Below are 20,686 nucleotides of genomic sequence, written 5' to 3' on the forward strand. Positions count from 1 at the left end.
GCGACGCCAACGGGACGCCGCGGCGCGACCCGGACGACAGGAGCGCATCATGAGACTCCGAGGCGTGGGAGCGGTGGCGTTGCTCGTCTCCGCCGGCGTGCACCTCTACCTGTGGTTCGACGGGGTGCGCAACCAGAGCGTGGGGCCGATGTTCCTCATCAACGTCGTGGCCGGCGTGGTCATCGCGATCCTGCTGCTCCGCTGGGAGCACTGGGTCCCCGCGTTCCTGACCGCCGGCTTCGGGGCCGCGACACTCGGCGCGTTCATCATCGCGTCCACCGTCGGACTGCTCGGCGTGCACACCGTGTGGGCGGGCGGTTCGGTCTGGACGGCCGCGATCGCCGAGGTGGTCTGCATCGTCGTCGGCGGCCTCCTGCTGCTGCGCGGGCGGTCGATGGCGCCCCAGCTGGCGCAACCCGCCAAGCGGCACGCCGCCTGAGCCTCACCCGCATCGGGGGATGCGGGTGCCCCGGCGCCGCGGGAGGCTCGGAGGACAGGTCGGAGGCCTGTCCCCGTGACACCCGGAGGTCGAGATGCCCGCACGACTGCGCTCGGTGCTGGCAGCCGTGCTCCTCGTCATCGGCGTCGTGCTCGTGCCCGTCGGGGCCACCGCGACGTGGCTGCGCACGACGGTGACCGACACCGACAACTGGGTCGAGACCGTGACCCCGCTCGCCACCGACCCGGCCGTGACCGCGTTCGTCGAGGACCGTGCGACGGCACGCGTCCTGGTCGCCATCAGCGACCAGCACCTGGTCGACCGAGCCATCGAGGCGCTCGAGGCCGGAGGCCGACCGGTCGCAGCACGATCACTCGGGCTGCTCAAAGCTCCCCTCGCCGCCCAGGTCGAGCAGGTCGTGCGCCGTGTCGTCACCGCCGTCGTCGGGAGCGACCAGTTCGCCACGGTCTGGGTCGCCGCCAACCAGGTCTCGCACGCCCAGCTCGTCGCGGTGCTGTCACGGTCGCCCGACGGCGCCATCGTCGACAACGGGTCGACCGTGAGCATCGACATCGGCAACCTCGTCGAGCCCATCGAACAACGCCTCGTCGCCGCAGGGGTCCCGCTCGTCGACAAGCTGCCGCCGATCACCGTGTCGGTGCCCCTGCTCCCCAGCAGCGACCTCGACACCGCACGCACCGCCTACAACGCCCTGCGCATCGGCGGCGTGGCCCTGCCGCTGCTGGCTCTCGCGTTCATCGCCGGAGGGGTCGCCATGGCGCGCGACCACCGGCGAGCACTGGTACGCGTGGGGCTCGGTGCCGCCGTCGCCTGCGTCGTGCTCGTGCTCGGGCTGTCGTTCGCCCGGTCGCACGTGGCGAGCAGCCTGCCGCCCGGCGCCTCCGCAGCCGCGGTCTCCGTCATCGACACGGTCACCGAGGGCCTGCGCCAGCTCGTGCGCGTCGTCGTCGTGGTCGCCCTCGCCGTGGTGCTCGTCGCCCTCGTCGTCGGCCCGTCGCGCGGGGCCCGCCGGGTGCGGTCCCTGGCCGTCGCCGGGTGGAACGGTGCCCGCGGCGGGATGGACCGCGCCGCCGGCACGCCGCTCGCGATCCCGGTCGCCATCGGGGTCGCCGTCGTCTGCGTGCTCGTCGTCGTCTTCGCCGGCGACCTCGGAACGGGCTGGACGATCGTGCTCGCCGCCGTGGCCGCGCTCGCGCTCGTCGTCGCCCTGCTCGCCGGTCGGGCCCCCGCGCCCGAGGTCAGAGAGCCGGCAGCAGGAGCGTGATGCTCGTCCCCCGGCCGAGCTCGGACTCGACGTCGATGCGCCCGCCGTGCCTCGTCACCACGCGCTGCGCGATGCTGAGGCCGAGACCCGTGCCCGGCACCTGGAGGGTCTCCGGGTTCGTGCCGCGGAAGAACTCCGTGAAGAGGCCCTCCTGGTCCTCGGGTGAGATGCCGAGTCCGTCGTCGATGCACTCGAGCACGACCCGGTCGCGTCGGCTCGCGACGGAGACCGCCACCTTCCCGCCGGCGGGGGTGAACTTCACCGCGTTGCTCACGAGGTTCTGCACGACCCGCTCGAGGTCGCCAGCACTGCCCCGGACGAGCGGCAACCGCTCCTCGAGGTCGAAGGTCAGGCTGACCTGCTGGGTGTCCGCGCGCGGACGGAACATGTCGACGACGTCACGTGACACCTCGCCGAGGTCGACGTCGGCCTCGGGCATGGGCCGGTCGGGGTCGCTGACCCGCGACAGCGTCAGCAGGTCGTCGACGAGGCTCTGCAGCCGCTCGGTGTTGCGCTCGATGACCCCGAGCGACCAGTCGCCGTTGCCGTCCGGCTCCTGCCGGAGCAGCTCGACGTGCCCGACGATCGAGGCGAGGGGGTTCTTCAGCTCGTGCGACACGGTCGAGAAGAGCTGCGTCTTGCTGCGGTCGGCCTCACGCAGCTCGGCCGCGACCCGCCGCTCGACGGCATACAGCCGGGCGTTCCGGATGGCCCGCCCGAGGTCACGGCCCATCTCGAGCGCGGCCTGGGCCTCGGCGTCGGTCCAGTCGGGGTCACCGGGCCCCCGCGTGCAGGCGATGTAGCCGAAGCAGCTCGACCCCGAACCCATCGGCGCGATGAGGAGCGAGCGCGCTGCGGCGTCGGACAGGAAGACGCGCACCTGCGCGATGTCGTCGTCGCTCCAGAGGCGCGCCGGCTCGACGTGGCCGTCGGCGCCGACGACCGCGACGACACCGGCACGCCAGCAGCGGGCGGCCATCCGTCGGGCGATCGCGACGAGCGAGACGGGCGTGTGCACGCGCTCGCCGCTGCGCGCCGAGACGCTCTCACGCTCGTCGTCGTCCTCGCCCGCGAAGGCCCGCAGCCACAGGCCCGCCGACGCGAGGCCGGCCGAGATCGGCATCGCCGCGACGTCGACGACCAGGGCGGGGTCGAGGTCCTCCTGCGCGATGCGCGCCACCGTCTGCACGGCCTCACCGAGACGAACCCGCTCGGACAGGGCGTGGCGCTGGCGGGCGGCCGAGATGGCGATGCCGGTCTGGTTCGCGAAGAGCTCGAGCACGGCCCGTTGCGTCACGTCGGGGCGACGCCCGCTGAGCGGCAGGTCGACCGAGAGGATGCCGAGCAACTCCCCGACGGCGTCGAAGAACGGTGCGATGAGGGTGTCCTCGGGGTTCCACGCGTCCGGGTCACCGGCAGGGGTCGGCGCGGTCCAGTCGGCCGACACCCAGCCCTCGGCCGACCCGTCGGGCAGCTCGCCGGCGGGGACGAAGCGCAGGCTCCCCCACCTCTCGGCCACCGCGAACTCGGCCTCGAGGACCGGACGCGGCGTCCGCCTGCCGAGCAGCTCGACCCGCGCGTCGTCGTCGCCGGCCACGGCCACGACCTCGATGTCGCCCGAGGGCACGACGAGACTGATTGCCGCCACCTTGAAGCCGACCACGTCGGCGGCGCCGTCGACGACCATGTCGAAGAGGATCGACAGGTCGTCCTGCGCGCTGACCCGGTTCATCAGCTCAGTGAGCCGACTGAGCGCCAGCACCTCCCACACCACGCCGTCGCGCACGCTGTCCCCTGTCTGCGTCATACCCCTGGATCGTGGCCGCCGCCACTAGGAATCGTCCCGATGGTCACGATATGTCCGAGTGGCCGCCTGCGTGGGCGGACCTGCAGAACCCGCAACGGGAAGACATACCGTGAACGTCGATCCCTCGTCGGGGGCCGAGGCGACCGACACCGACCCGCCGTGCCCCTCGGCGATGGCGCGCACGATCGACAGCCCGAGACCGGAGCCCTGGATGGCCCGCTCGTTGGCCGCACTCGAGCGGAAGAACCGCGCGAAGACGCGCTCGTGGTCGGACTCCGGGATGCCCATCCCCGAGTCGGAGACGACGAGGCGGACCGTGTCCGGACGGCGGTCGTCGGGGTGTGCGGCGAGCGCGACCCGGCCGCCGTCCGGGGTGAACTTCACGGCGTTGGAGAGCAGGTTGGTGACCATCCGCTCGAGCGCGGCCGGGTCACCCTCGATCCACAGCGGTCGCGGCGACACCTCGACCTCGCGCACGAGGTCGCGCTGCGCCGTCACCGTCTCGACCGACGTCCACGCGCTGGCGACGACGTCGGACAGGTCGCACCGGCGCGGGGCGAGCTCGAGACGTCCGGCCTCGATGCGGGAGTTGAGCAGGAGGTCCTCGATGAGCGAGAGCAGGCGACGGCCGTTGCGGTCGACGCGGGCCACGAGCTCGAGCTGGCGGTCGGTGAGAGCGCCGGCGGCGCCGTCCTCGAGCATCTCGGTGTAGCCGAGCACGCTGGCGAGCGGAGTGCGCAGCTCGTGGCTGACCGCCGACACGAAGTCGGACTTCGTCCGGTCGAGCTGGGTCAGCTCCTCGACCGCCTCACGCTCCCGGTCGAGCGCGACCTGCAGGGTGACCTCGACCTGCCGGCGTCTCGTGACGTCCTCCGCGACGCCGAGATAGCCCGTGAGCTGGCCGCCCTCGTCGCGGATGCCGCTCATCGTCAGGGACACCGTGCGACGGGTGCCGTCCTTGCGAACATAGGTCCAGTCACGGGTCTCGGTCGCGGCGCCGCCCCGGACGCGGTGCACGAGCACGTCGAATCCGGGCTCGACGCCGAGCTCCTCGGCCCGGCGGTCGATCTCGGCGGGGTCGTGCAGCAGCGACCAGTCCTTGCGGCTCACGACCTCCGACGCGCGCCAGCCGAGCACGGTCTCGGCACCGCGGTTGAAGAGGGTGATGACGCCGTCGAGGTCGGTGCCGATGATCGCGGTGGCGGTGGCGGCCTCGAGCACGGCCTCGACGAAGGTCCGGGCCGCGCGCTCGTCGGTGACGTCGACGCCGGTCTTGACGAGGTGGGTGCGGTGCCCGGTGTCGTCGGTGAGGTACGCGTTGGTCCACACGATGTGGCGCACCCCGAGCCCCGTGACGCGCCAGTCCTGCTCCTCGTGGAGCGGCACGGCACCCTCGCCGATGCCGGCCATCTGCGCGGAGACGCGCTCGTGGTCGTCGACGGGGAAGACCTCCGCCGCCGGACGTCCGACGAGCTCCGCCTCGGCTGCACCGAGCAGCCGCGCCGCCGTCGCGTTGAGGCGGGCGATGGCGCCGGCGCGGTCGACGACGATGATCGCGCTGGCGGCGGTGTCGAGCACGACGCCGCTGAGCTCGACCTCGCTGCGCAGGTCGGCGAGGGCCGCGCGCCGCTGCGTCGAGGCGACGGCGAGCGAGAGGGCGGTGACCGCGGCCGTCACGAGGAACGCCTGGGTGAGCGCGCCGACCGTCTCGGGCCGGAGTCCGCCGACCCGCGCCGCCGCAGCGAAGGGTCCCCCGCCGATGCTCGTCAGGGTGACGGCCAGGACACCGACGACGAGCAGCTGGATCGCGACCGTGCGCAGCCCGAGGCGCAGGGCGCCCCAGACGAGGACGGGGATCGGCAGGAACGCGAGCGGCAGCGCCTGGCCGGGGTTGAAGACCCAGGTCATGAGCCCGACGACGACGACCCACTGGACGAGGTCCTCGAAGCCCGGGCGGCGGGTGCGGCGCGTGCCCACGGCGATGCCGAGGGGAGCGAAGACGAGCACGGCGGCGGCGTGCGAGGCGGTGACGGCGGACGCGGTCGCGAGGAACGGACCGCCGACACCGATGCTCACGGTGAGCCCGGCGAACAGGCCGAAGACGAGGGCTCCGGCGAGCGTCGCCGCGAGGAGGTTCCAGAGATCCTCCATCGACGCGAGCGCGGGTCGCCGGCCGCCGCGGGTCAGCAGCCCGTAGACGACTGCCACCTCGGCGGCATTGGCCACGCCGAAGCACAGGGCCACGAGGGGCGGGCGCCCTCCGTAGGCGTTGGCGGCCGCACTGGAGACGAGGACGCCCGCGACGAAGAGCCAGGCCCGTGCACCCCGTGCCGTCGCGAGCAGGAACGACACCGCGAGACCGGCTGCCGGCCACCAGACGGCGACGGTCGACCCGGGCGGGGCGAAGCGCACCGCGGTCGCCCCGAGGACGAAGACGCCGACGAGCGCCAGGGCCGCCGCCACCCACCAGCGCGCGCGGCCGAGGGTCGGGCGGGTCACGAGGGCGCCCCGTTCGGGGCCAGCGTCCCGGAGCTCGTCGGTCGACGCGGGGCGTCACGTGCAGCCTTCTCCGCTGACCTCATTGACTCATGATGTCGCAGAGCGATGAACAATCCGGCAAAAGGGACTTTTCGCACCCCGTGTCGTCAGCGGGGCTGGCCCGTCGTCACCAGCCGGACTGCATCGCCGAGTGCTTGGGGGCAGGGGTCCGGGTCAGCTGGAGGAAGCCGCCGGGCATGTCGCGGCGGTCGATCGCCCGTCGGGTCATGCCCTTCGCGCCGGCGAGGGCGACGGCCTTGTCGACGAACGTCGGCTCGGTGCAGGTGAACTCGCGCCCCTTCCAGCGGATCGTGCAGCCGCCGGCGGCGCGGACGTTGCGGACCCAGTCGGTGCCTCGTCCCCACGGGAGGGCGATGATGAAGGTCGACGGCGTGGGGATGACGGCGACGGGGGTCGCGTAGTCCTTGCCGCTCGAGCGGCCTTGGTGGCGCAGCACCGCCCAGAGCGGGAAGACGCGGTGCCCGGCGAGCCGGACGGCGACCTTGTTGAACTGCTTCGCGCTTGCGGGTGGGCCTGCCATCCCCACAGCATCCTCCCCACCGGCCCCGCGGGGGCTCCTTTGGTCGAGGGCGTATGCCGTCGGGTCGGGTGGGCCGCGCCTCAGCCCAGGTGCCCACGCACCGACACGTGCCCCTTGAGCAGGTTGCGCGCGATGGTGCGGCGCTGGATCTCGTCGGTGCCCTCGTAGATGCGCAGCAGGCGCAGCTCGCGGTACCACCGCTCGACGGGCAGCTCGCGGGTGTAGCCCATCCCGCCGTGCATCTGGAGCACGCGGTCGACGATCTCGTTGGCCTTGACGCCGCCGTAGAGCTTGGCCATCGACTGGGACTGGCGCGAGTCGAGGCCGCGGTCGACCTGCCAGGCGGCGGCGAGCACGAGCCAGCGCAGCGCCTCGATCTCTACGGCGGAGTCGGCGACCATCCACTGGATGGCCTGCCGCTCGGCGATGGGCTGGCCGAAGGTGACGCGGTTGCGGGCCCACTCCATCCCCATCTCGACGAGCCGCTCGCACGAGCCGAGCGCGCGCGCGGGCAGCATGTAGCGACCCTTGCCGATCCAGCGCATCGCGAGGTCGAAGCCCTTGCCCTCCTCGCCGAGGATCGCGGAGTGCGGCACGCGGACGTCGTCGAAGACGAGCGCGGCCGGGCCCCACTCGCCCATCGTGTCGATGGGGGTGCTCGTCCACCCGCGGTCGCGGTCGACGAGGAAGCACGTGACGCCGCCGTCGGCGCCCTTCTCCTTGTCCGTCACGGCGAAGACCATGACGAAGTCGGCCTCGTTGCCGCCGGTGATGAAGGTCTTCTCGCCGTTGATGACCCACTCGTCGCCCTCGCGTCGGGCACTCGTGCGGATGGCGCGGGCGTCGGACCCGGCCCCGGGCTCGGTGATCGCGAAGCACGACCTCCGGGTGCCCTCGATCGTCGGGCGGAGGTAGGTGTCCTGCTGCTCCTCGGTCGCCGAGAAGAGGATGTTGTCGGCCTCGCCGGCGAAGCGGAACGGCACGAACGACCGGCCGAGCTCGATCTCGATGAGCGCGGCGACGACGGCACCCTGGCCCATGCCACCGTGGCTCTCGGGTGTCTGGATGCCGAAGAAGCCGGACGAGCGGGCTTTGTCCTGAAGGGCTTTCAGATCCTCGGCCGTCAGACCGCGCTCGCCCCGCCGCTCCCGCTCGAGCACCTGCGGCTCGAGCGGCACGATCTCCTTGCGCACGAAGGTGCGCACCCAGTCGCGGATCTCGCGCTCCTCGGCGCTGAGGTCGAAGTCCATCGTCGGTCCCTTCGTCGTGCGGTCGGGTGGGTCGTGCCGTCGGGCGCCTAGCGGGCGTATGCCGTCCGGCGGCGGTCAGCGGGCGGCATACCTCCGCAGCTCGGCCTTGGCGAGGGCGTTCTTGTGCACCTCGTCAGGACCGTCGGCGAAGCGCAGCGTGCGGATGCCGGCGAAGGCGGCCGCGAGCTCGGTGTCCTGGCTCAGCCCCGCGGCGCCGTGGGTCTGGATGGCCTTGTCGAGGATCCACTCGACGGTCTTGGGCGTCGCGATCTTGATCGCCTGGATCTCGGCATGGGCGCCCTTGTTGCCGACGGTGTCCATGAGCCAGGCGGTCTTGAGCACGAGCAGGCGCAGCTGCTCGATGCGCACGCGGGACTCGGCGATCCAGTCGCGGACGACGCCCTGCTCGGCGATGGGCCGCCCGAAGGCGACGCGCTCGGAGGCGCGGCGGCACATGGCCTCGACGGCGACCTCGGCGAGGCCGATCGAGCGCATGCAGTGGTGGATCCGGCCGGGGCCGAGGCGGGCCTGGGCGATGGCGAAGCCGGTGCCCTCCTCGCCGATGAGGTTGCTCGCGGGCACGCGGACGTCGGTGAAGCGCAGCTCGGCGTGGCCGCCGTGGTCGTGGTCGTCGTAGCCGAAGACCTCCATGCCGCGGAGGACCTCGACGCCGGGGGTGTCGCGCGGGACGAGGACCATCGACTGCTGGCGGTGCCGGTCGGCGTCAGGATCGGTCTTGCCCATGACGATGAGGACCTCGCACTCGGGGTTCATCGCGCCGGTGATCCACCACTTGCGGCCGTTGATGACGTAGTCGTCGCCGTCGCGCCGGATGCTCGTGGCGATGTTGGTCGCGTCGCTGCTCGCGACGTCGGGCTCGGTCATCGCGAACGCCGAGCGGATCTCGCCGCGCAGCAAGGGTTTCAGCCACCGCTCCTGCTGCTCGGCGTTGCCGAACTGGGCGAGCACCTCCATGTTGCCGGTGTCGGGGGCGGCGCAGTTGAGGACCGCGGGCGCGAGGCGGATGGAGCGGCCGGTGATCTCGGCGAGCGGGGCGTACTGGAGGTTCGTCAGGCCGGCGCCGTGCTCGCCGGGCAGGAAGACGTTCCACAGCCCGAGGTCGCGGGCCTCCTGCCGGAGGTCCTGGAGCACGGGCGCGGTGCTCCACGCCCAGCGGTCGGGCAGTGCCGAGACCTGCTCGTCGAAGACGGGCAGCGACGGCACGATGCGCTCGTCCATGAAGCCGAGCAGCTCCTGGCGCAGCTCCTCGGTGCGGGAGTCGAATCCGAAGTCCATGGTCAGCTCTCCTTGACGGCGGCGAGGCCGGCGGTGACGAGGGGGACGGTGGCCTCACCGATGCGGGCGAAGCCGCTCCCGACCGTCTGGCCCTGCGTGTAGCGGTAGTGGATGCCCTCGAGGATCACCGCGAGCTTGAAGTAGGCGAGCCCGAGGTGGAACGAGAGGTGCCCGAGGTCGCGACCGCTCGCGGCGGCATACCGCTGGCGCAGCTCGGGACCGCTGATGAAGCCCGGCGTCCGCGAGACGTCGGAGACGGCGACGCTGTCCATCATGAGCGGGAGGGTCTGGTATGCCTCGAGCAGGGCGACGTCGGTGAGGGGGTCACCCAGCGTCGCCATCTCCCAGTCGAGCACCGCCGAGACCTCGTCGTCGTTCGTGACGAGGAGGTTGTCGAGGCGGAAGTCGCCGTGGACGATCGTCGGGTCACCCTGTGCCGGAACGGATCCCGCGAGCCTCTCGTGCAGCTCGTCGATGCCCGGGAGGTCCCGGCTGCGGGAGGCGTCGAGCTGCTGCTTCCAGCGCCGCACCTGCCGCTCGAGGAAGCCGTCGGGGCGACCGAAGTCGCCGAGACCGACCGACCCGGGGTCGACGGCGTGCAGGGCGACGAGGGTGTCGACCATCCGCTCGCTGACCGCCCGCACCCGTGCGGCGCCGAGGGGCTGGAGCTGTGCCTTGAAGCGGTAGGGCGTGCCCTCGACGCGCTCCATGACGTAGAAGGGCGCCCCGACGACGTCGGGGTCGTCGCACACGGCATACGTCGTGGGGACGGGGACGGCGGTGTCGCGCAGGGCGGTGATGACGCGGTGCTCGCGCACCATGTCGTGCGCGGTGGCGAGCACGTGGCCGAGCGGCGGACGGCGCACGATGACCGTGCGGGTGCCGTCACCGACCTCGTAGGTGAGGTTGGACTTGCCGCCCGCGACGACCCTCGCGCTGAGCGGGCCCGACAGCAGGTCGGGCGCCGTGTCGTCGAGGAAGCCCCGGAGCCGGTCGAGCGGCAGGCCGGGCGGGTCCCCGTCGGGGGCGGCGTCGCGGGCGTCGGTCACGTCAGTCCTTCGGTCCGCCGGCGACGTAGATGACCTGGCCGGAGACGAAGCCGGCCTCGTCGCGCACGAGGAAGGAGGTCGTGGCGGCGATGTCCTCGGGCTGGCCGACGCGGGCCACGGGGATCTCCTTGGCGGCGCCCTCGAGGAACTGCTCGAAGGTGATCCCCATCCGCTCGGCCGTCTGGCGCGTCATGTCGGTGGCGATGAAACCGGGGGCGATCGCGTTGGCCGTGACGCCGAACTTGCCGAGCTCGATGGCGAGGGTCTTGGTGAAGCCCTGGAGGCCCGCCTTGGCGGCGGAGTAGTTGGCCTGCCCGCGGTTGCCGAGCGCGGAGGTCGAGCTGAGGTTGACGATGCGGCCGAACCTCGCGTCGATCATGTGCTTCTGCGTCGCCCGCGTCATGAGGAACGAGCCGCGGAGGTGGACGTTCATGACGGCGTCCCAGTCGTCGGCGCTCATCTTGAAGAGCATGTTGTCGCGGATGATGCCGGCGTTGTTGACGAGCACCGTCGGGGCACCGAGCTCGGACGCGACGCGGTCGACGGCCGCCTGCACGGCCGCCTCGTCGGACACGTCGACACCCACGGCGAGACCCTTGCCACCTGCGGACTCGATTTCGGACACCACTGCAGCGCAAGCGGACTCGTCGAGGTCGAGGACTGCGACGGCATACCCGTCCGAGGCGAGGCGCTTGGCCACGGCGGCGCCGATGCCGCGCGCGGCCCCGGTGACGATGGCGGTGCGCTGGGAGGTGTTCGGCTGGTCGGTCATGCGTTCTCCTGCTGGTCGGCGGTCTGGTGGTCGAGCTTCTGCTGGAGCCGGTTCATGCCGGCGAGCCAGGCGTCGGGGTGGGCGGCGCGCTGCGCGTAGTAGCCGCTCACCTCGGGGTGCGGGAGGACGTAGAACTCATCGCCCGCGAGCGCCCGGAACGCGGCGTCGGCAACCTCGTCGGCGGTCAGCGTCGCGTCGAGGGTGAGCAGGTCCTTGAGCGGGCCGGAGCCGTCGAGCATCCGGGTCTGCACGCCCTGGGGGCAGATCGCCTGGACGACGATCCCGCGGTGGCGGTAGGTCGCGCTCAGCCACTCGGCGAAGGCGACGGCGCCGTGCTTGCTCACGGAGTAGGGCGCGTCGCCGAGCATCGTCAGCAGCCCGGCGGCCGAGGCGGTGACGACGAGGCGCCCGCCGCCGGCGTCGAGCCAGCGCGGCACGAGGTGCCGGGCGGCACGCACGTGGGCGAGGACGTTCGTCTCGAGGGTGCGGGTCCACTCGTCGTCCGAGGCGTCGAGACCCTTGAGGGTGCCGATCCCCGCGTTGGCGAAGAAGACGTCGACGTGCCCGAGGCGGCCGTACGCCGTGTCGACGAGGTGCTGCACGCCGGCGTCGGTCGACGTGTCGCCCGGGACCGCGACGGCGCCCAGCTCGTCCGCGACCGCCTGGAGCTCAGCGGCGTCGAGGTCGGCGACGACGACCTGCCAACCCTCGTGGGCCAGACGGGTGGCGATGGCGCGGCCGATCCCCCGGGCTGCTCCGGTGACGACGGCGGTGTCGGGCATGGTGCTCCTCGCGATGGACTAAGCGCTTGCTTACCCTGACGACAAGAGCCCCTCCACGTCAAGTGCCGCCCCACCCCACCCCTCGACCGTCGAGGGGCCAGAGTTCGCGCGGTCCTCAGCCGGCGACGCGCTGGATGAAGGCGACCGCCCGGTCCAGCGCCTCACGCCCGTCGGCGGTGTCGAGGTCGAACTGGAACTCGTGCCCGAGCCGTGGTTCGTGGCCGTCGTCGAAGAGCAGGGCGTCGTGGTCGACGCCGTGCCGGTCGAGTGCCTCGACGAGCGCGACCGTGTGCGGGAGGAGAGGGTCACCGTTTCCGGCCGAGACGAAGGCCGGGGGAAACGACGACGTGACGTGCACCGGAACCGAGCCCTGACGGGTCGTCCGCTCGTCGTGGCGCCGGGTCGAGCCGAGGTAGGACCAGATGGCCGTGTCGATGAGCCAGCTGCCCAGCCGGGTCGAACCCTGCGCGAGGCTGAAGTCGTAGGCGCCGCAGAAGAGCACGAGTCCCTTGAGGGACGTCGGCGGCACGTCCACCTCGATGCCGACGTCCTTCGCGTAGGCAGCGTCGCTGGCGAGCAGCGCGACCTGCGCAGCGATCTGGGCGCCCGCCGAGTCGCCGGCGAGGACGATGCGCGCCGGGTCGACGCCGAGCCGGTCGGCGTGGTCGACGAGGTGGTCGAGTGCGGCGGCGACCTGCTTGACGGGCGTGGGATAGCGCGAGCCGGGGGCGATGGAGTAGTCCACCCCGACCGTCGTGAACCCACGGCCGGCGAGCACCCGGAGGTAGTTGGCGACGTCGCCCTTCGACCCGGACACGAACGCCCCGCCGTGCACCCAGACCACCGTGGGCAGCGGCTCGGTCCGTGGTGGCCGGAAGACGTCGAGCCGCCCGTCGGGGGAGGCGATGTCATACGCCTCGTCGACGACCTCGACGAGGTCGCCCGGGACGTGCTTCTCCAGGGCAGCGCTCGCGTGCGCGGCCCCACGGTCGAAGACGGCCCGGATGAGCAGCGCCGACGGCCAGGGCGTCGTCCGGGCGGTCACGAGCAGCGCACCGGCCGCGGTTGCCGTGCCCAGCGCGACCCTGCGCACGAGACCGCGAGTCCGGTCGACGATGCCACTCATCCTGCGAATCTAGTCCGGGCACCCGCAGACCTTGGCCCCTCGACACCTGGCCACCCACAAACTCTGGCCTCTCGACGGTGGGGATGTGGGTGGGAGCGGGCAGGATCGGGGCATGCAGCTCTCCGACGTCGTCACCACCTCGCACACCGTCGCCGCCACGTCGTCGCGCACCGCGAAGGTCGAGGCGCTGGCGGCCTGCCTGCGGCGTGCGGCGCAGGACGGGCCCGACGTCGTCGAGGTCGTCACCGCCCACCTGTCGGGCACGCTCCGCCAGCGGCGCATCGGCGTCAGCTGGCGCGGCCTGCAGGGCCTGCCCGACCCGGCCGACACCTCCACCCTGACCGTCGAGGAGGTCGATGCCGCGGCCACGGCGATCGCCGCCATCGGCGGGTCCGGGTCCGGCGCCGCCCGATCCTCCGCCGTGCGCGAGCTCTTCGCACGCGCCACCGCCGACGAACAGGCCTGGCTCCGCGGCCTCATCACCGGAGAGACCCGGCAGGGCGCCGGCGACGGCGTCATGCTCCAGGCCGTCGCCAAGGCCGCCGACGTCCCCGACGCCGCGGTGCGCCGGGCCGTCATGCTCGCCGGCTTCGCGGGGCCGGTCGCCCGGGCCGCCCTCACCGGGGGCACCGAGGCCCTCGAGGCGCTCACCCTCGAGGTCGGCCGCCCGCTGCGCCCGATGCTCGCCGGCTCGGCCCCCGACGTCGCCGCAGCGCTCGCCATGCTGGGAGGCGAGGTCGTCGTCGAGACCAAGCTCGACGGCATACGCCTCCAGGCCCACGTCGACAACCGCACGAGCCCGGGCACCATGCGCCTCTTCACGCGCACGCTCGACGAGGTCACCGACCGGATGCCCGAGATCACCGAGGCGCTCGCAGCCCTCGACGTCGAGACCCTCGTCCTCGACGGCGAGGTCATCGCCCTGGGCGACGGCGGCCGGCCCCAGCCCTTCCAGGTGACGGGCGCCCGCACGGCGAGCAGCGCCGACGTCGACCGGCTGCGCGAGGAGGTGCCGCTCACGCCCTACTTCTTCGATGTGCTCCACCTCGACGGCGAGGACCTCCTCGACGAGCCCGCGCACGTGCGCTGGGAGCGCCTCGCCGCGACGGTGCCGCCGGCGTGGCGGGTGCCGCGCGAGCGCACCACCGACCCCCAGCGGGCCCAGCAGTTCTTCGCCGACCTCGTCGCGGCCGGGCACGAGGGTGTCGTCGTCAAGGACCCCGCGCTGCCGTATGCCGCCGGACGCCGCGGTCCCGGGTGGGTCAAGGTCAAGCCGCGGCACACCCTCGACCTCGTCGTGCTCGCGGTCGAGTGGGGCAGTGGACGCCGCCGGGGGTGGCTGTCCAACATCCACCTCGGCGCCCGCGACGCGGACTCGGGTGAGCTCGTCATGCTCGGCAAGACGTTCAAGGGGATGACCGACGAGATGCTCACGTGGCAGACCGAGCGGTTCAGCGCCCTGGCGCTCGACCCGGCGGACGTCGAGGCGGGGCGCTCGACCCAGCGGTGGGGTGTCGTGTCACTGCGCCCCGAGCAGGTCGTCGAGATCGCCTTCGACGGCGTGCAGAAGTCGTCGCGCTACCCCGGCGGCATGGCCCTGCGCTTCGCCCGGGTGCTGCGCTACCGCGACGACAAGCCGGTCTCCGAGATCGACACCGTGCAGACCGTGAGGTCCCTCGCCGGCTGGTGAGCGAGGCCGGCGGGTGGGGCCGGTGGGCCGGTCCCCGCGCGGCGCGTCGTGAGACGGCACGCCGCTATCTGTTGCCTACGCCACAGTACGTAGGTAAGTTCCGGCGCGACGGCAGATTGCGTGAATTCTTCACATCCCTGGAGGCACCATGTCCATGTCCGAACTCTCACGTCGCTCCGTGATCGCGGGCGGCCTCGCCGCCGCAGCGGCCGGTGCCGCGGCTGGCAGCGCGCGTGCTGCGTCGAGCTCCGCCCCGGCAGCGACCGCCGGCGAGACGGGATGGGTCACCTCGACGATCGCCCGGATGTCCTTGGAGGAGAAGGTCGGTCAGCTCTTCATCCAGAACGTCTACGGCAAGGACGCCACGACCCCCGACAGCCGCAACGTCCCGCTCTACGGCGTCGCGAGCCCGGCCGAGGTCGTGCAGAAGTACCACCTCGGCGGTGTCATCTACTTCGCCTGGACCGACAGCGTGCAGAACCCCGACCAGATCGTCGGCCTCTCCAACGGACTGCAGAAGGCGGCCCTGACGCAGGCGAGCAAGGTCCGGATCCCCCTCCAGATCGCGACCGACCAGGAGCAGGGAGTCGTGACACGCATCGGGCCGCCCGCCACGCAGTTCCCCGGCTCGATGGCCCTTGGAGCGGGCCGGAGCGCCGCCGACGCCCGCACGGCCGCCGCGATCACCGGCCGCGAGCTGCTCGCCATGGGCGTCAACACGAACTTCGCCCCCGACTGCGACGTCAACGTCAACCCGCTCAACCCCGTCATCGGCACGCGGTCCTTCTCGTCCCGGGCCGCCCTCGCCGCCGAGCTGGCCGCTGCGCAGGTGGCCGGCTACCAGCGGGACGGTGGCGTGGCGTCGTCGGCCAAGCACTTCCCCGGGCACGGTGACACCGCGACCGACAGCCACGTCGCGTTCCCGATCATCACCCACACGCGCGAGCAGTGGGAGTCGATCGATGCCCCGCCCTTCAAGGCCGCCATCAACGAGCAGATCGACATGATCATGACGGCGCACCTGTCGTTCCCGGCGCTCGACGACTCGGGCAACCCGGCCACGCTGAGCAAGCCGATCATGACGGGCGTGCTGCGCGGGGAGCTCGGCTACGAGGGCGTCATCGTCACCGACTCGCTCGCCATGCAGGGCGTCCGCGACCTCTACGGCGACGCCGAGGTGGCCGTCCGGGCCCTCCTCGCCGGCGTCGACCAGCTGCTCATGACCCCCGCGATGGACGACGCCTACGCCGCCGTCATCGCCGCGGTCCGCAGCGGCCGCATCCCGCGCAGCGAGCTCGACGCGAAGGTACGCCGCGTGCTGGGCCTCAAGTACCGCCGCGGCATCGTGGCCCGACCGTACGCCGACCCCGCCGCGCTCTCGTCGGTCGTCGGCACGCCTGCGCACCTCGCGTCGGCGAGCTCGGTCACCGACCGCACGACGACGCTCGTCAAGAACGACGCCAAGGCCCTCCCGATCGCCCCGGCCGGCAAGAAGGTCCTCGTCACCGGCTACGGCGTCTCGACGACGGCGACGCTCGCGGCAGCGATGACGGCCAAGGGCGCGACGGTCCAGACCGTCCAGACCGGCACGTCGCCCACCGACACGGTGGTGGCCTCCGCCGTCGCGGCGGCCGCCGACAAGGACGTCGTCGTCGTCACGACGATGAAGGCCTGGGACACGAGCGTCACGGACACCCGTGGCGGGCAGCAGAAGCTCGTCAAGGCGCTCCTCGCCACCGGGAAGACCGTCGTCGTCGTCGCCGTGCGCGACCCCTACGACATCGCCTACTTCACGAGCGCCCCGACCTACGTCGCGACGTACTCCTACAGCCCCGTCGCGATCGAGGCGGTGGCGCGTGTCATCACGGGCGACGTCGCGCCGACGGCCTCGCTGCCCGTCGACATCCCCGTCGCCGGCGACCCGGCCACGGTGCTCTACCCGTTCGGCCACGGCCTCACCTACTGACACCCGCCACGACAGGGAGCGACCAGATGACCAACCTCAACCGCAGGCAGCTGCTCACCGCCGGCGCCCTCGGCGCCGTCGCCATCCCCGCCACCGCGGCGGGTTCCGTTGCTGCGCAGGCCGGCCCGACGGCATACGCCAGCAACTACCCCAACAACCCCGTCACGACGGGCGCGCAGAGCGCCGCCGCCTCGAGCTGGTCGGCGCTCTCGGGCCAGAAGGTCGGGATCATCACCAACCCGACCGGCATCCTCACCAACCTGCGCACCGTCGTCGACGAGATGCACGAGTCCGGCGCCGTCGACATCGTCGGCGTCTTCGGGCCCGAGCACGGCTTCCGAGGCACCGCGCAGGCCGGCGACTCCGAGGGCAACCACACCGACCCGCGCACCGGGCTCATGGTCTACGACGCCTACGGCGCCAACGCCGCCAAGATGACGACGCTCTTCCGCACGGCCGGGGTCGAGACCGTCGTCTTCGACATCCAGGACGTCGGCTCCCGCTTCTACACCTACATCTGGACGATGTACACGGCGATGCGCGCGGCCGTCGCCGTCGGCGCCCGCTTCGTCGTGCTCGACCGCCCGAACCCCATCGGCGGCACGGCGATCGGGCCGATGATGACCACGCCGTGGACCTCCGGCGTCGGTGCCAAGGAGATCGTCCAGGCGCACGGCATGACGGTCGGCGAGCTGGCCCGCTACTTCGACGGCGAGTTCCTCACGGCTGACGCGGGCGGCCGCCTGCGCGAGCTGTCCGTCATCGAGGTCAAGGGCTGGCGCCGGGACGTGCCGTATCCCGTCACGGGGCTCCCGTGGGTCATGCCGAGTCCCAACATGCCGACTCCCGACACCGCGCTCGTCTACCCCGGCACGGGGATGTTCGAGGGGACCAACCTCTCCGAGGGCCGCGGCACGACCCGGCCGTTCGAGCTCATCGGCGCGCCCTACGTCGACTACCGGTGGGCCGAACGCCTTGCCGCGCTGAACCTTCCGGGCGTGGGCTTCCGCGAGGCCTACTTCTCTCCGACGTTCAGCAAGCACACCGGACTCGTCTGCGGYGGCGTCCAGCTGCACGTCACCGACCCGTCCGCCTTCGACCCCATCCGCTCGAGCGTCGAGATGCTCGTCGCGGCCAAGGCGCTCTACAGCGACTTCGCCTGGCGCTACGACTCCTACGACCCGGCCCGGCCTTACTGGATCGACAAGCTGACCGGCTCCCAGCGGCTCCGCACCCAGATCTCGGCCGGCGCCCCCGCCGCCGAGGTCGTCGGCGCGTGGCGCGACGAGCTCGCGGCCTTCGACGCGCGGCGCCAGCAGTACCTCCTCTACCGCGGCCCCTCGAACTGACCTGTCCACCGGCTCACCACCCGCTGCACGACCTGTTGCACGATCTAGGAGTGACATGCGCCTGCGTACCCTCGTCCCCGCTGCCCTCGGCAGTCTCGCCCTCGCGGGCAGTCTCGTGACCGCGGGACCCGTCGGCTCCGCGACGGCCGACGACTTCAGCAAGCCCGACCGCGGTTTCGCGCCGCCCAACACCGTGCTGTCCGACACGAGCCCCGTGTCACTGGGGCTCGACCCGGCCCCGATCGCCGAGGCCGTCGACCGGATCCACGCCCACGAGCAGGTCGACGCGAGCGGCCACCCGCTCTTCGCCGGCGCCGTCGGGATCATGGGCCACGAGGGACGCATCGTCGAGCGCGACGCGAGCGGCTGGGCGCTGCGCTACGCCGACGCGAGCACCGAGCTGCCCCGCGACCAGTGGGAGCCGATGCGCACCGACACGATCTTCGACCTCGCCTCGGTGTCCAAGCTCTTCACCTCGATCGCCGTCGTCCAGCTCATCGAGGAGGGGCGCGTCTCCCTCGAGAGCCCGGTGGCCGCATACCTCCCGGAGTTCGCCGCGGGCGGCAAGGGGGCCGTGACGGTGCGCCAGCTGCTGACGCACACGTCCGGGTTCACCTCGTGGCTGCCGCTGTGGAGCAAATGGCCCGACAAGGCCTCGCGCATCAAGGCCGTCATGGACCAGCCGCTGACCAACGCGCCGGGCACCACCTACCTCTACAGCGACCTCAACCTCATCACCCTCGGCGTCATGGTCGAGAAGCTGCGGGGCGAGCCGCTCGACACCGTCGTCCACGACCGGATCACGGCGCCGCTCGGGATGAAGGACACCGGCTACAACCCGACCGACAAGGCCCGGACGGCGGCGACCGAGTACCAGACGGCGCCGCCGCGCGGCATGGTCCGCGGCGAGGTCCACGACGAGAACGCCTGGTCGCTGGGCGGGGTCGCCGGGCACGCCGGGGTCTTCTCCACCGTCGACGACCTCGCGATCCTCTCGCAGGCGCTGCTCAACGGCGGCTCCTACCGCGGCGAGCGCATCCTCAGCCGCAAGAGCGTCGAGGCGCTCATCACGAACGTCAACGGCGCCTTCCCCGGCGACTCTCACGGCCTCGGCTTCGAGCTCGACCAGCGCTGGTACATGGACGCCTTGTCGGGCGCCCGCACCGCGGGCCACACCGGCTACACGGGCACGTCGATCGTCATCGACTTCACGTCGCGGTCGTTCGCGATCCTGCTCACCAACCGCGTGCACCCCTCTCGCAACTGGGGATCGATCAACGTCGCCCGTCGCGAGTGGGCCCACGGGCTCGCCGCGTCGATGGGCATCCGCCCGCGCCACGGCGACACGGCCTGGTTCACGGGATCCGACAACGCGACGGCCACCACCCTGACGACACCCGCCCTCCCCGTCGGTCCGGGAGGTGCGCGCCTCGGCTTCGACCTCTTCCTCGACACCGAGGAGACCGACCTGCTCCACCTCGAGCGCTCCACCGACGGAGGCGCGACGTGGACGGCCCTGCCGTTCGACGTCGTCGACCGCGGGCAGACCGAGACGGCCGACGGCGTCATCTCCGGCGCCGGCACGAGGCGCTGGGTGCAGGTGCGGGCCGAGCTGCCGGCCGGGTCGCAGCTGCTGCGCTGGCGGCACACGACCGACGGGGGCTACCTCGGTCGGGGCGTCGCCGTCGACGACGTCGTCGTCCGGGGACCGGGCGGCGTCCTGCTCGACGGCGAGAAGACACCCGACGCCTTCACGGCGGACGGTTGGCGGCTCGCCGGCCGCGACGCCGTAGCGTAGGCCCATGCCCAGGACCGAGGACGGGGCCTCGTCCCCCGCAGGTGCCGCGAGCGCGTCGCTGCTCATCCGCCTGCGGGGGATCAAGCCCTCGCTGTCGCCCGCCGAGGACCGTGTCGCCGACATCGTCCTCGCCGACGCGCGCCGCGCCGCCGGCCTGACCATCAGCGAGCTGGCCACGGCAGCACGCACGTCCGAGACGACGGTGCTGCGCTTCTGCCGTCGGCTCGGGCTGCCCGGCTACCCGCAGCTGCGTCTCGCGCTCGCCGAGGAGTCGGCCCACCCGCGCACCATGAACCGCGGCGGCACCGACATCAGCGCGAGCGACACCATCGACGACATCATCGCCAAGGYGGCCTTCAGCGACGCGAGCGCCGTCGAGGAGACGGCCCAGCAGCTCGACCGCGACGCCCTCGCCGCGGCGGCGGCGGCCATCGCCCGGGCCGGTCGCGTCGACATCTACGGCATCGGCGCGAGCTCGATCGTCGGCACCGACCTCCAGCAGAAGCTGCACCGCATCGGCATCGTCGCCTTCGCGTGGAACGACCCCCACATCGCCCTGACGAGCGCGACGCTGCTCGGCCCGGGCGACATCGCGGTCGGCATCTCGCACTCCGGCACGACGACCGAGACCATCGAGGCGCTGGCGGCGGCGCGCTCGACGGGTGCGCGGACGCTCGCGATCACGAACTTCCCGCTGTCCCGGCTCGCCTCCGGCGTCGACATCCTCCTGACGACGGCGGCGCGCGAGACGAGCCTGCGCTCCGGCGCCACGGCGAGCCGCATCGCCGCCCTGACCGTCGTCGACTGCCTCTACATCGCCGTCGCGCAGCGCAACCTCCGCAAGGCCCGCAAGGCCGTCGCCGACACCCGCGAGGCCGTCGCCGGCCACCACGTCACCGACTGACGCGAGCGCCGGCACGCCGGACCGACCGTCGTGACGCGAATGTTACTCATTTACGGCATTGACGCTGACTGCGTAGGAAACTAACCTCGCTCGG

16 protein-coding genes are annotated in these 20,686 nt (G+C 72.4%); 7 read left to right on the top strand and 9 right to left on the bottom strand.

All coding sequences use genetic code 11. The features are described from left to right. Positions 1-49 precede the first annotated feature (49 nt). Positions 50-439, top strand: a complete 390-nt coding sequence (locus AB4Y83_RS17965; protein ID WP_056771876.1) for a hypothetical protein — start codon at positions 50-52, stop codon at positions 437-439. Between the two features lie 94 nt (positions 440-533). Further along, a complete protein-coding gene (locus AB4Y83_RS17970) occupies positions 534-1,724 on the top strand; it encodes a hypothetical protein (RefSeq protein ID WP_442297697.1) in 1,191 nt (396 codons plus the stop codon). Here the strand turns inward: AB4Y83_RS17970 and AB4Y83_RS17975 are convergent. The 9 genes from AB4Y83_RS17975 to AB4Y83_RS18015 form a co-directional block, all read right to left on the bottom strand. Further along, positions 1,699-3,531, bottom strand: a complete 1,833-nt coding sequence (locus AB4Y83_RS17975; protein WP_442297698.1) for a sensor histidine kinase — start codon at positions 3,529-3,531, stop codon at positions 1,699-1,701. The two genes, AB4Y83_RS17970 and AB4Y83_RS17975, sit on opposite strands and share 26 nt — an antisense overlap. A gap of 24 nt (positions 3,532-3,555) precedes the next feature. Further along, positions 3,556-6,030: an ATP-binding protein gene (locus AB4Y83_RS17980; RefSeq protein WP_442297699.1), complete on the bottom strand. Its 2,475-nt coding sequence runs from the start codon at positions 6,028-6,030 to the stop codon at positions 3,556-3,558. Positions 6,031-6,196: 166 nt separating this feature from the next. Beyond that, positions 6,197-6,610, bottom strand: coding sequence for a nitroreductase family deazaflavin-dependent oxidoreductase (locus tag AB4Y83_RS17985; RefSeq protein WP_442276375.1), 414 nt, complete (start codon positions 6,608-6,610; stop codon positions 6,197-6,199). An 80-nt stretch (positions 6,611-6,690) separates the two neighbouring features. Beyond that, on the bottom strand, positions 6,691-7,860 hold the full coding sequence (locus AB4Y83_RS17990; RefSeq protein ID WP_442297700.1) for an acyl-CoA dehydrogenase family protein: 1,170 nt from the start codon (positions 7,858-7,860) through the stop codon (positions 6,691-6,693). A gap of 75 nt (positions 7,861-7,935) precedes the next feature. Next, complete coding sequence (locus tag AB4Y83_RS17995) at positions 7,936-9,156, bottom strand: acyl-CoA dehydrogenase family protein (RefSeq protein WP_442276377.1); 1,221 nt, start codon at positions 9,154-9,156, stop codon at positions 7,936-7,938. A 2-nt stretch (positions 9,157-9,158) separates the two neighbouring features. Next, positions 9,159-10,205, bottom strand: coding sequence for a phosphotransferase family protein (locus AB4Y83_RS18000; protein WP_442297701.1), 1,047 nt, complete (start codon positions 10,203-10,205; stop codon positions 9,159-9,161). Between the two features lies 1 nt (position 10,206). Beyond that, positions 10,207-10,977 carry a 3-oxoacyl-ACP reductase FabG gene (fabG, locus tag AB4Y83_RS18005; RefSeq protein WP_442297702.1) on the bottom strand — a complete coding sequence of 257 codons (771 nt, stop codon included), beginning with the start codon at positions 10,975-10,977 and terminating at the stop codon, positions 10,207-10,209. Further along, positions 10,974-11,759: an SDR family NAD(P)-dependent oxidoreductase gene (locus tag AB4Y83_RS18010; protein ID WP_442276379.1), complete on the bottom strand. Its 786-nt coding sequence runs from the start codon at positions 11,757-11,759 to the stop codon at positions 10,974-10,976. The genes fabG and AB4Y83_RS18010 overlap by 4 nt, the downstream gene beginning before the upstream one ends. Before the next feature lie 115 nt (positions 11,760-11,874). Continuing rightward, positions 11,875-12,885: an alpha/beta hydrolase gene (locus AB4Y83_RS18015; RefSeq protein WP_442276380.1), complete on the bottom strand. Its 1,011-nt coding sequence runs from the start codon at positions 12,883-12,885 to the stop codon at positions 11,875-11,877. 112 nt (positions 12,886-12,997) lie between these two features. On the opposite strand from AB4Y83_RS18015, the gene AB4Y83_RS18020 reads away from it, so the two are divergent. The 5 genes from AB4Y83_RS18020 to AB4Y83_RS18040 all read left to right on the top strand — a co-directional run bounded on the left by AB4Y83_RS18020 (position 12,998) and on the right by AB4Y83_RS18040 (position 20,592). Next, positions 12,998-14,575, top strand: a complete 1,578-nt coding sequence (locus AB4Y83_RS18020; protein WP_442297703.1) for an ATP-dependent DNA ligase — start codon at positions 12,998-13,000, stop codon at positions 14,573-14,575. A 154-nt stretch (positions 14,576-14,729) separates the two neighbouring features. Further along, complete coding sequence (locus AB4Y83_RS18025; RefSeq protein WP_442297704.1) at positions 14,730-16,541, top strand: glycoside hydrolase family 3 protein; 1,812 nt, start codon at positions 14,730-14,732, stop codon at positions 16,539-16,541. A 26-nt stretch (positions 16,542-16,567) separates the two neighbouring features. Beyond that, positions 16,568-17,890 (top strand): exo-beta-N-acetylmuramidase NamZ family protein, encoded by a 1,323-nt coding sequence (locus AB4Y83_RS18030; RefSeq protein ID WP_442297705.1) that lies wholly within the window; start codon positions 16,568-16,570, stop codon positions 17,888-17,890. Between the two features lie 55 nt (positions 17,891-17,945). Continuing rightward, complete coding sequence (locus AB4Y83_RS18035) at positions 17,946-19,688, top strand: serine hydrolase (RefSeq protein ID WP_442297706.1); 1,743 nt, start codon at positions 17,946-17,948, stop codon at positions 19,686-19,688. 4 nt (positions 19,689-19,692) lie between these two features. Continuing rightward, positions 19,693-20,592 (top strand): MurR/RpiR family transcriptional regulator, encoded by a 900-nt coding sequence (locus AB4Y83_RS18040; protein WP_442297707.1) that lies wholly within the window; start codon positions 19,693-19,695, stop codon positions 20,590-20,592. Positions 20,593-20,686: the final 94 nt, after the last annotated feature.

Origin of the sequence: Terrabacter sp. RAF57, assembly GCF_052113925.1 — a bacterium.
GTDB lineage: Bacteria > Actinomycetota > Actinomycetes > Actinomycetales > Dermatophilaceae > Terrabacter.

Coding starts and splice junctions, on each gene's coding strand:
- AB4Y83_RS17965 (WP_056771876.1), top strand. CDS start 50: ATGAGACTCCGAGGCGTGGGAGCGGTGGCGTTGCTCGTCTCCGCCGGC.
- AB4Y83_RS17970 (WP_442297697.1), top strand. CDS start 534: ATGCCCGCACGACTGCGCTCGGTGCTGGCAGCCGTGCTCCTCGTCATC.
- AB4Y83_RS17975 (WP_442297698.1), bottom strand. CDS start 3,531: ATGACGCAGACAGGGGACAGCGTGCGCGACGGCGTGGTGTGGGAGGTG.
- AB4Y83_RS17985 (WP_442276375.1), bottom strand. CDS start 6,610: ATGGCAGGCCCACCCGCAAGCGCGAAGCAGTTCAACAAGGTCGCCGTC.
- AB4Y83_RS17990 (WP_442297700.1), bottom strand. CDS start 7,860: ATGGACTTCGACCTCAGCGCCGAGGAGCGCGAGATCCGCGACTGGGTG.
- AB4Y83_RS17995 (WP_442276377.1), bottom strand. CDS start 9,156: ATGGACTTCGGATTCGACTCCCGCACCGAGGAGCTGCGCCAGGAGCTG.
- fabG (WP_442297702.1), bottom strand. CDS start 10,977: ATGACCGACCAGCCGAACACCTCCCAGCGCACCGCCATCGTCACCGGG.
- AB4Y83_RS18010 (WP_442276379.1), bottom strand. CDS start 11,759: ATGCCCGACACCGCCGTCGTCACCGGAGCAGCCCGGGGGATCGGCCGC.
- AB4Y83_RS18015 (WP_442276380.1), bottom strand. CDS start 12,885: ATGAGTGGCATCGTCGACCGGACTCGCGGTCTCGTGCGCAGGGTCGCG.
- AB4Y83_RS18020 (WP_442297703.1), top strand. CDS start 12,998: ATGCAGCTCTCCGACGTCGTCACCACCTCGCACACCGTCGCCGCCACG.
- AB4Y83_RS18025 (WP_442297704.1), top strand. CDS start 14,730: ATGTCCGAACTCTCACGTCGCTCCGTGATCGCGGGCGGCCTCGCCGCC.
- AB4Y83_RS18035 (WP_442297706.1), top strand. CDS start 17,946: ATGCGCCTGCGTACCCTCGTCCCCGCTGCCCTCGGCAGTCTCGCCCTC.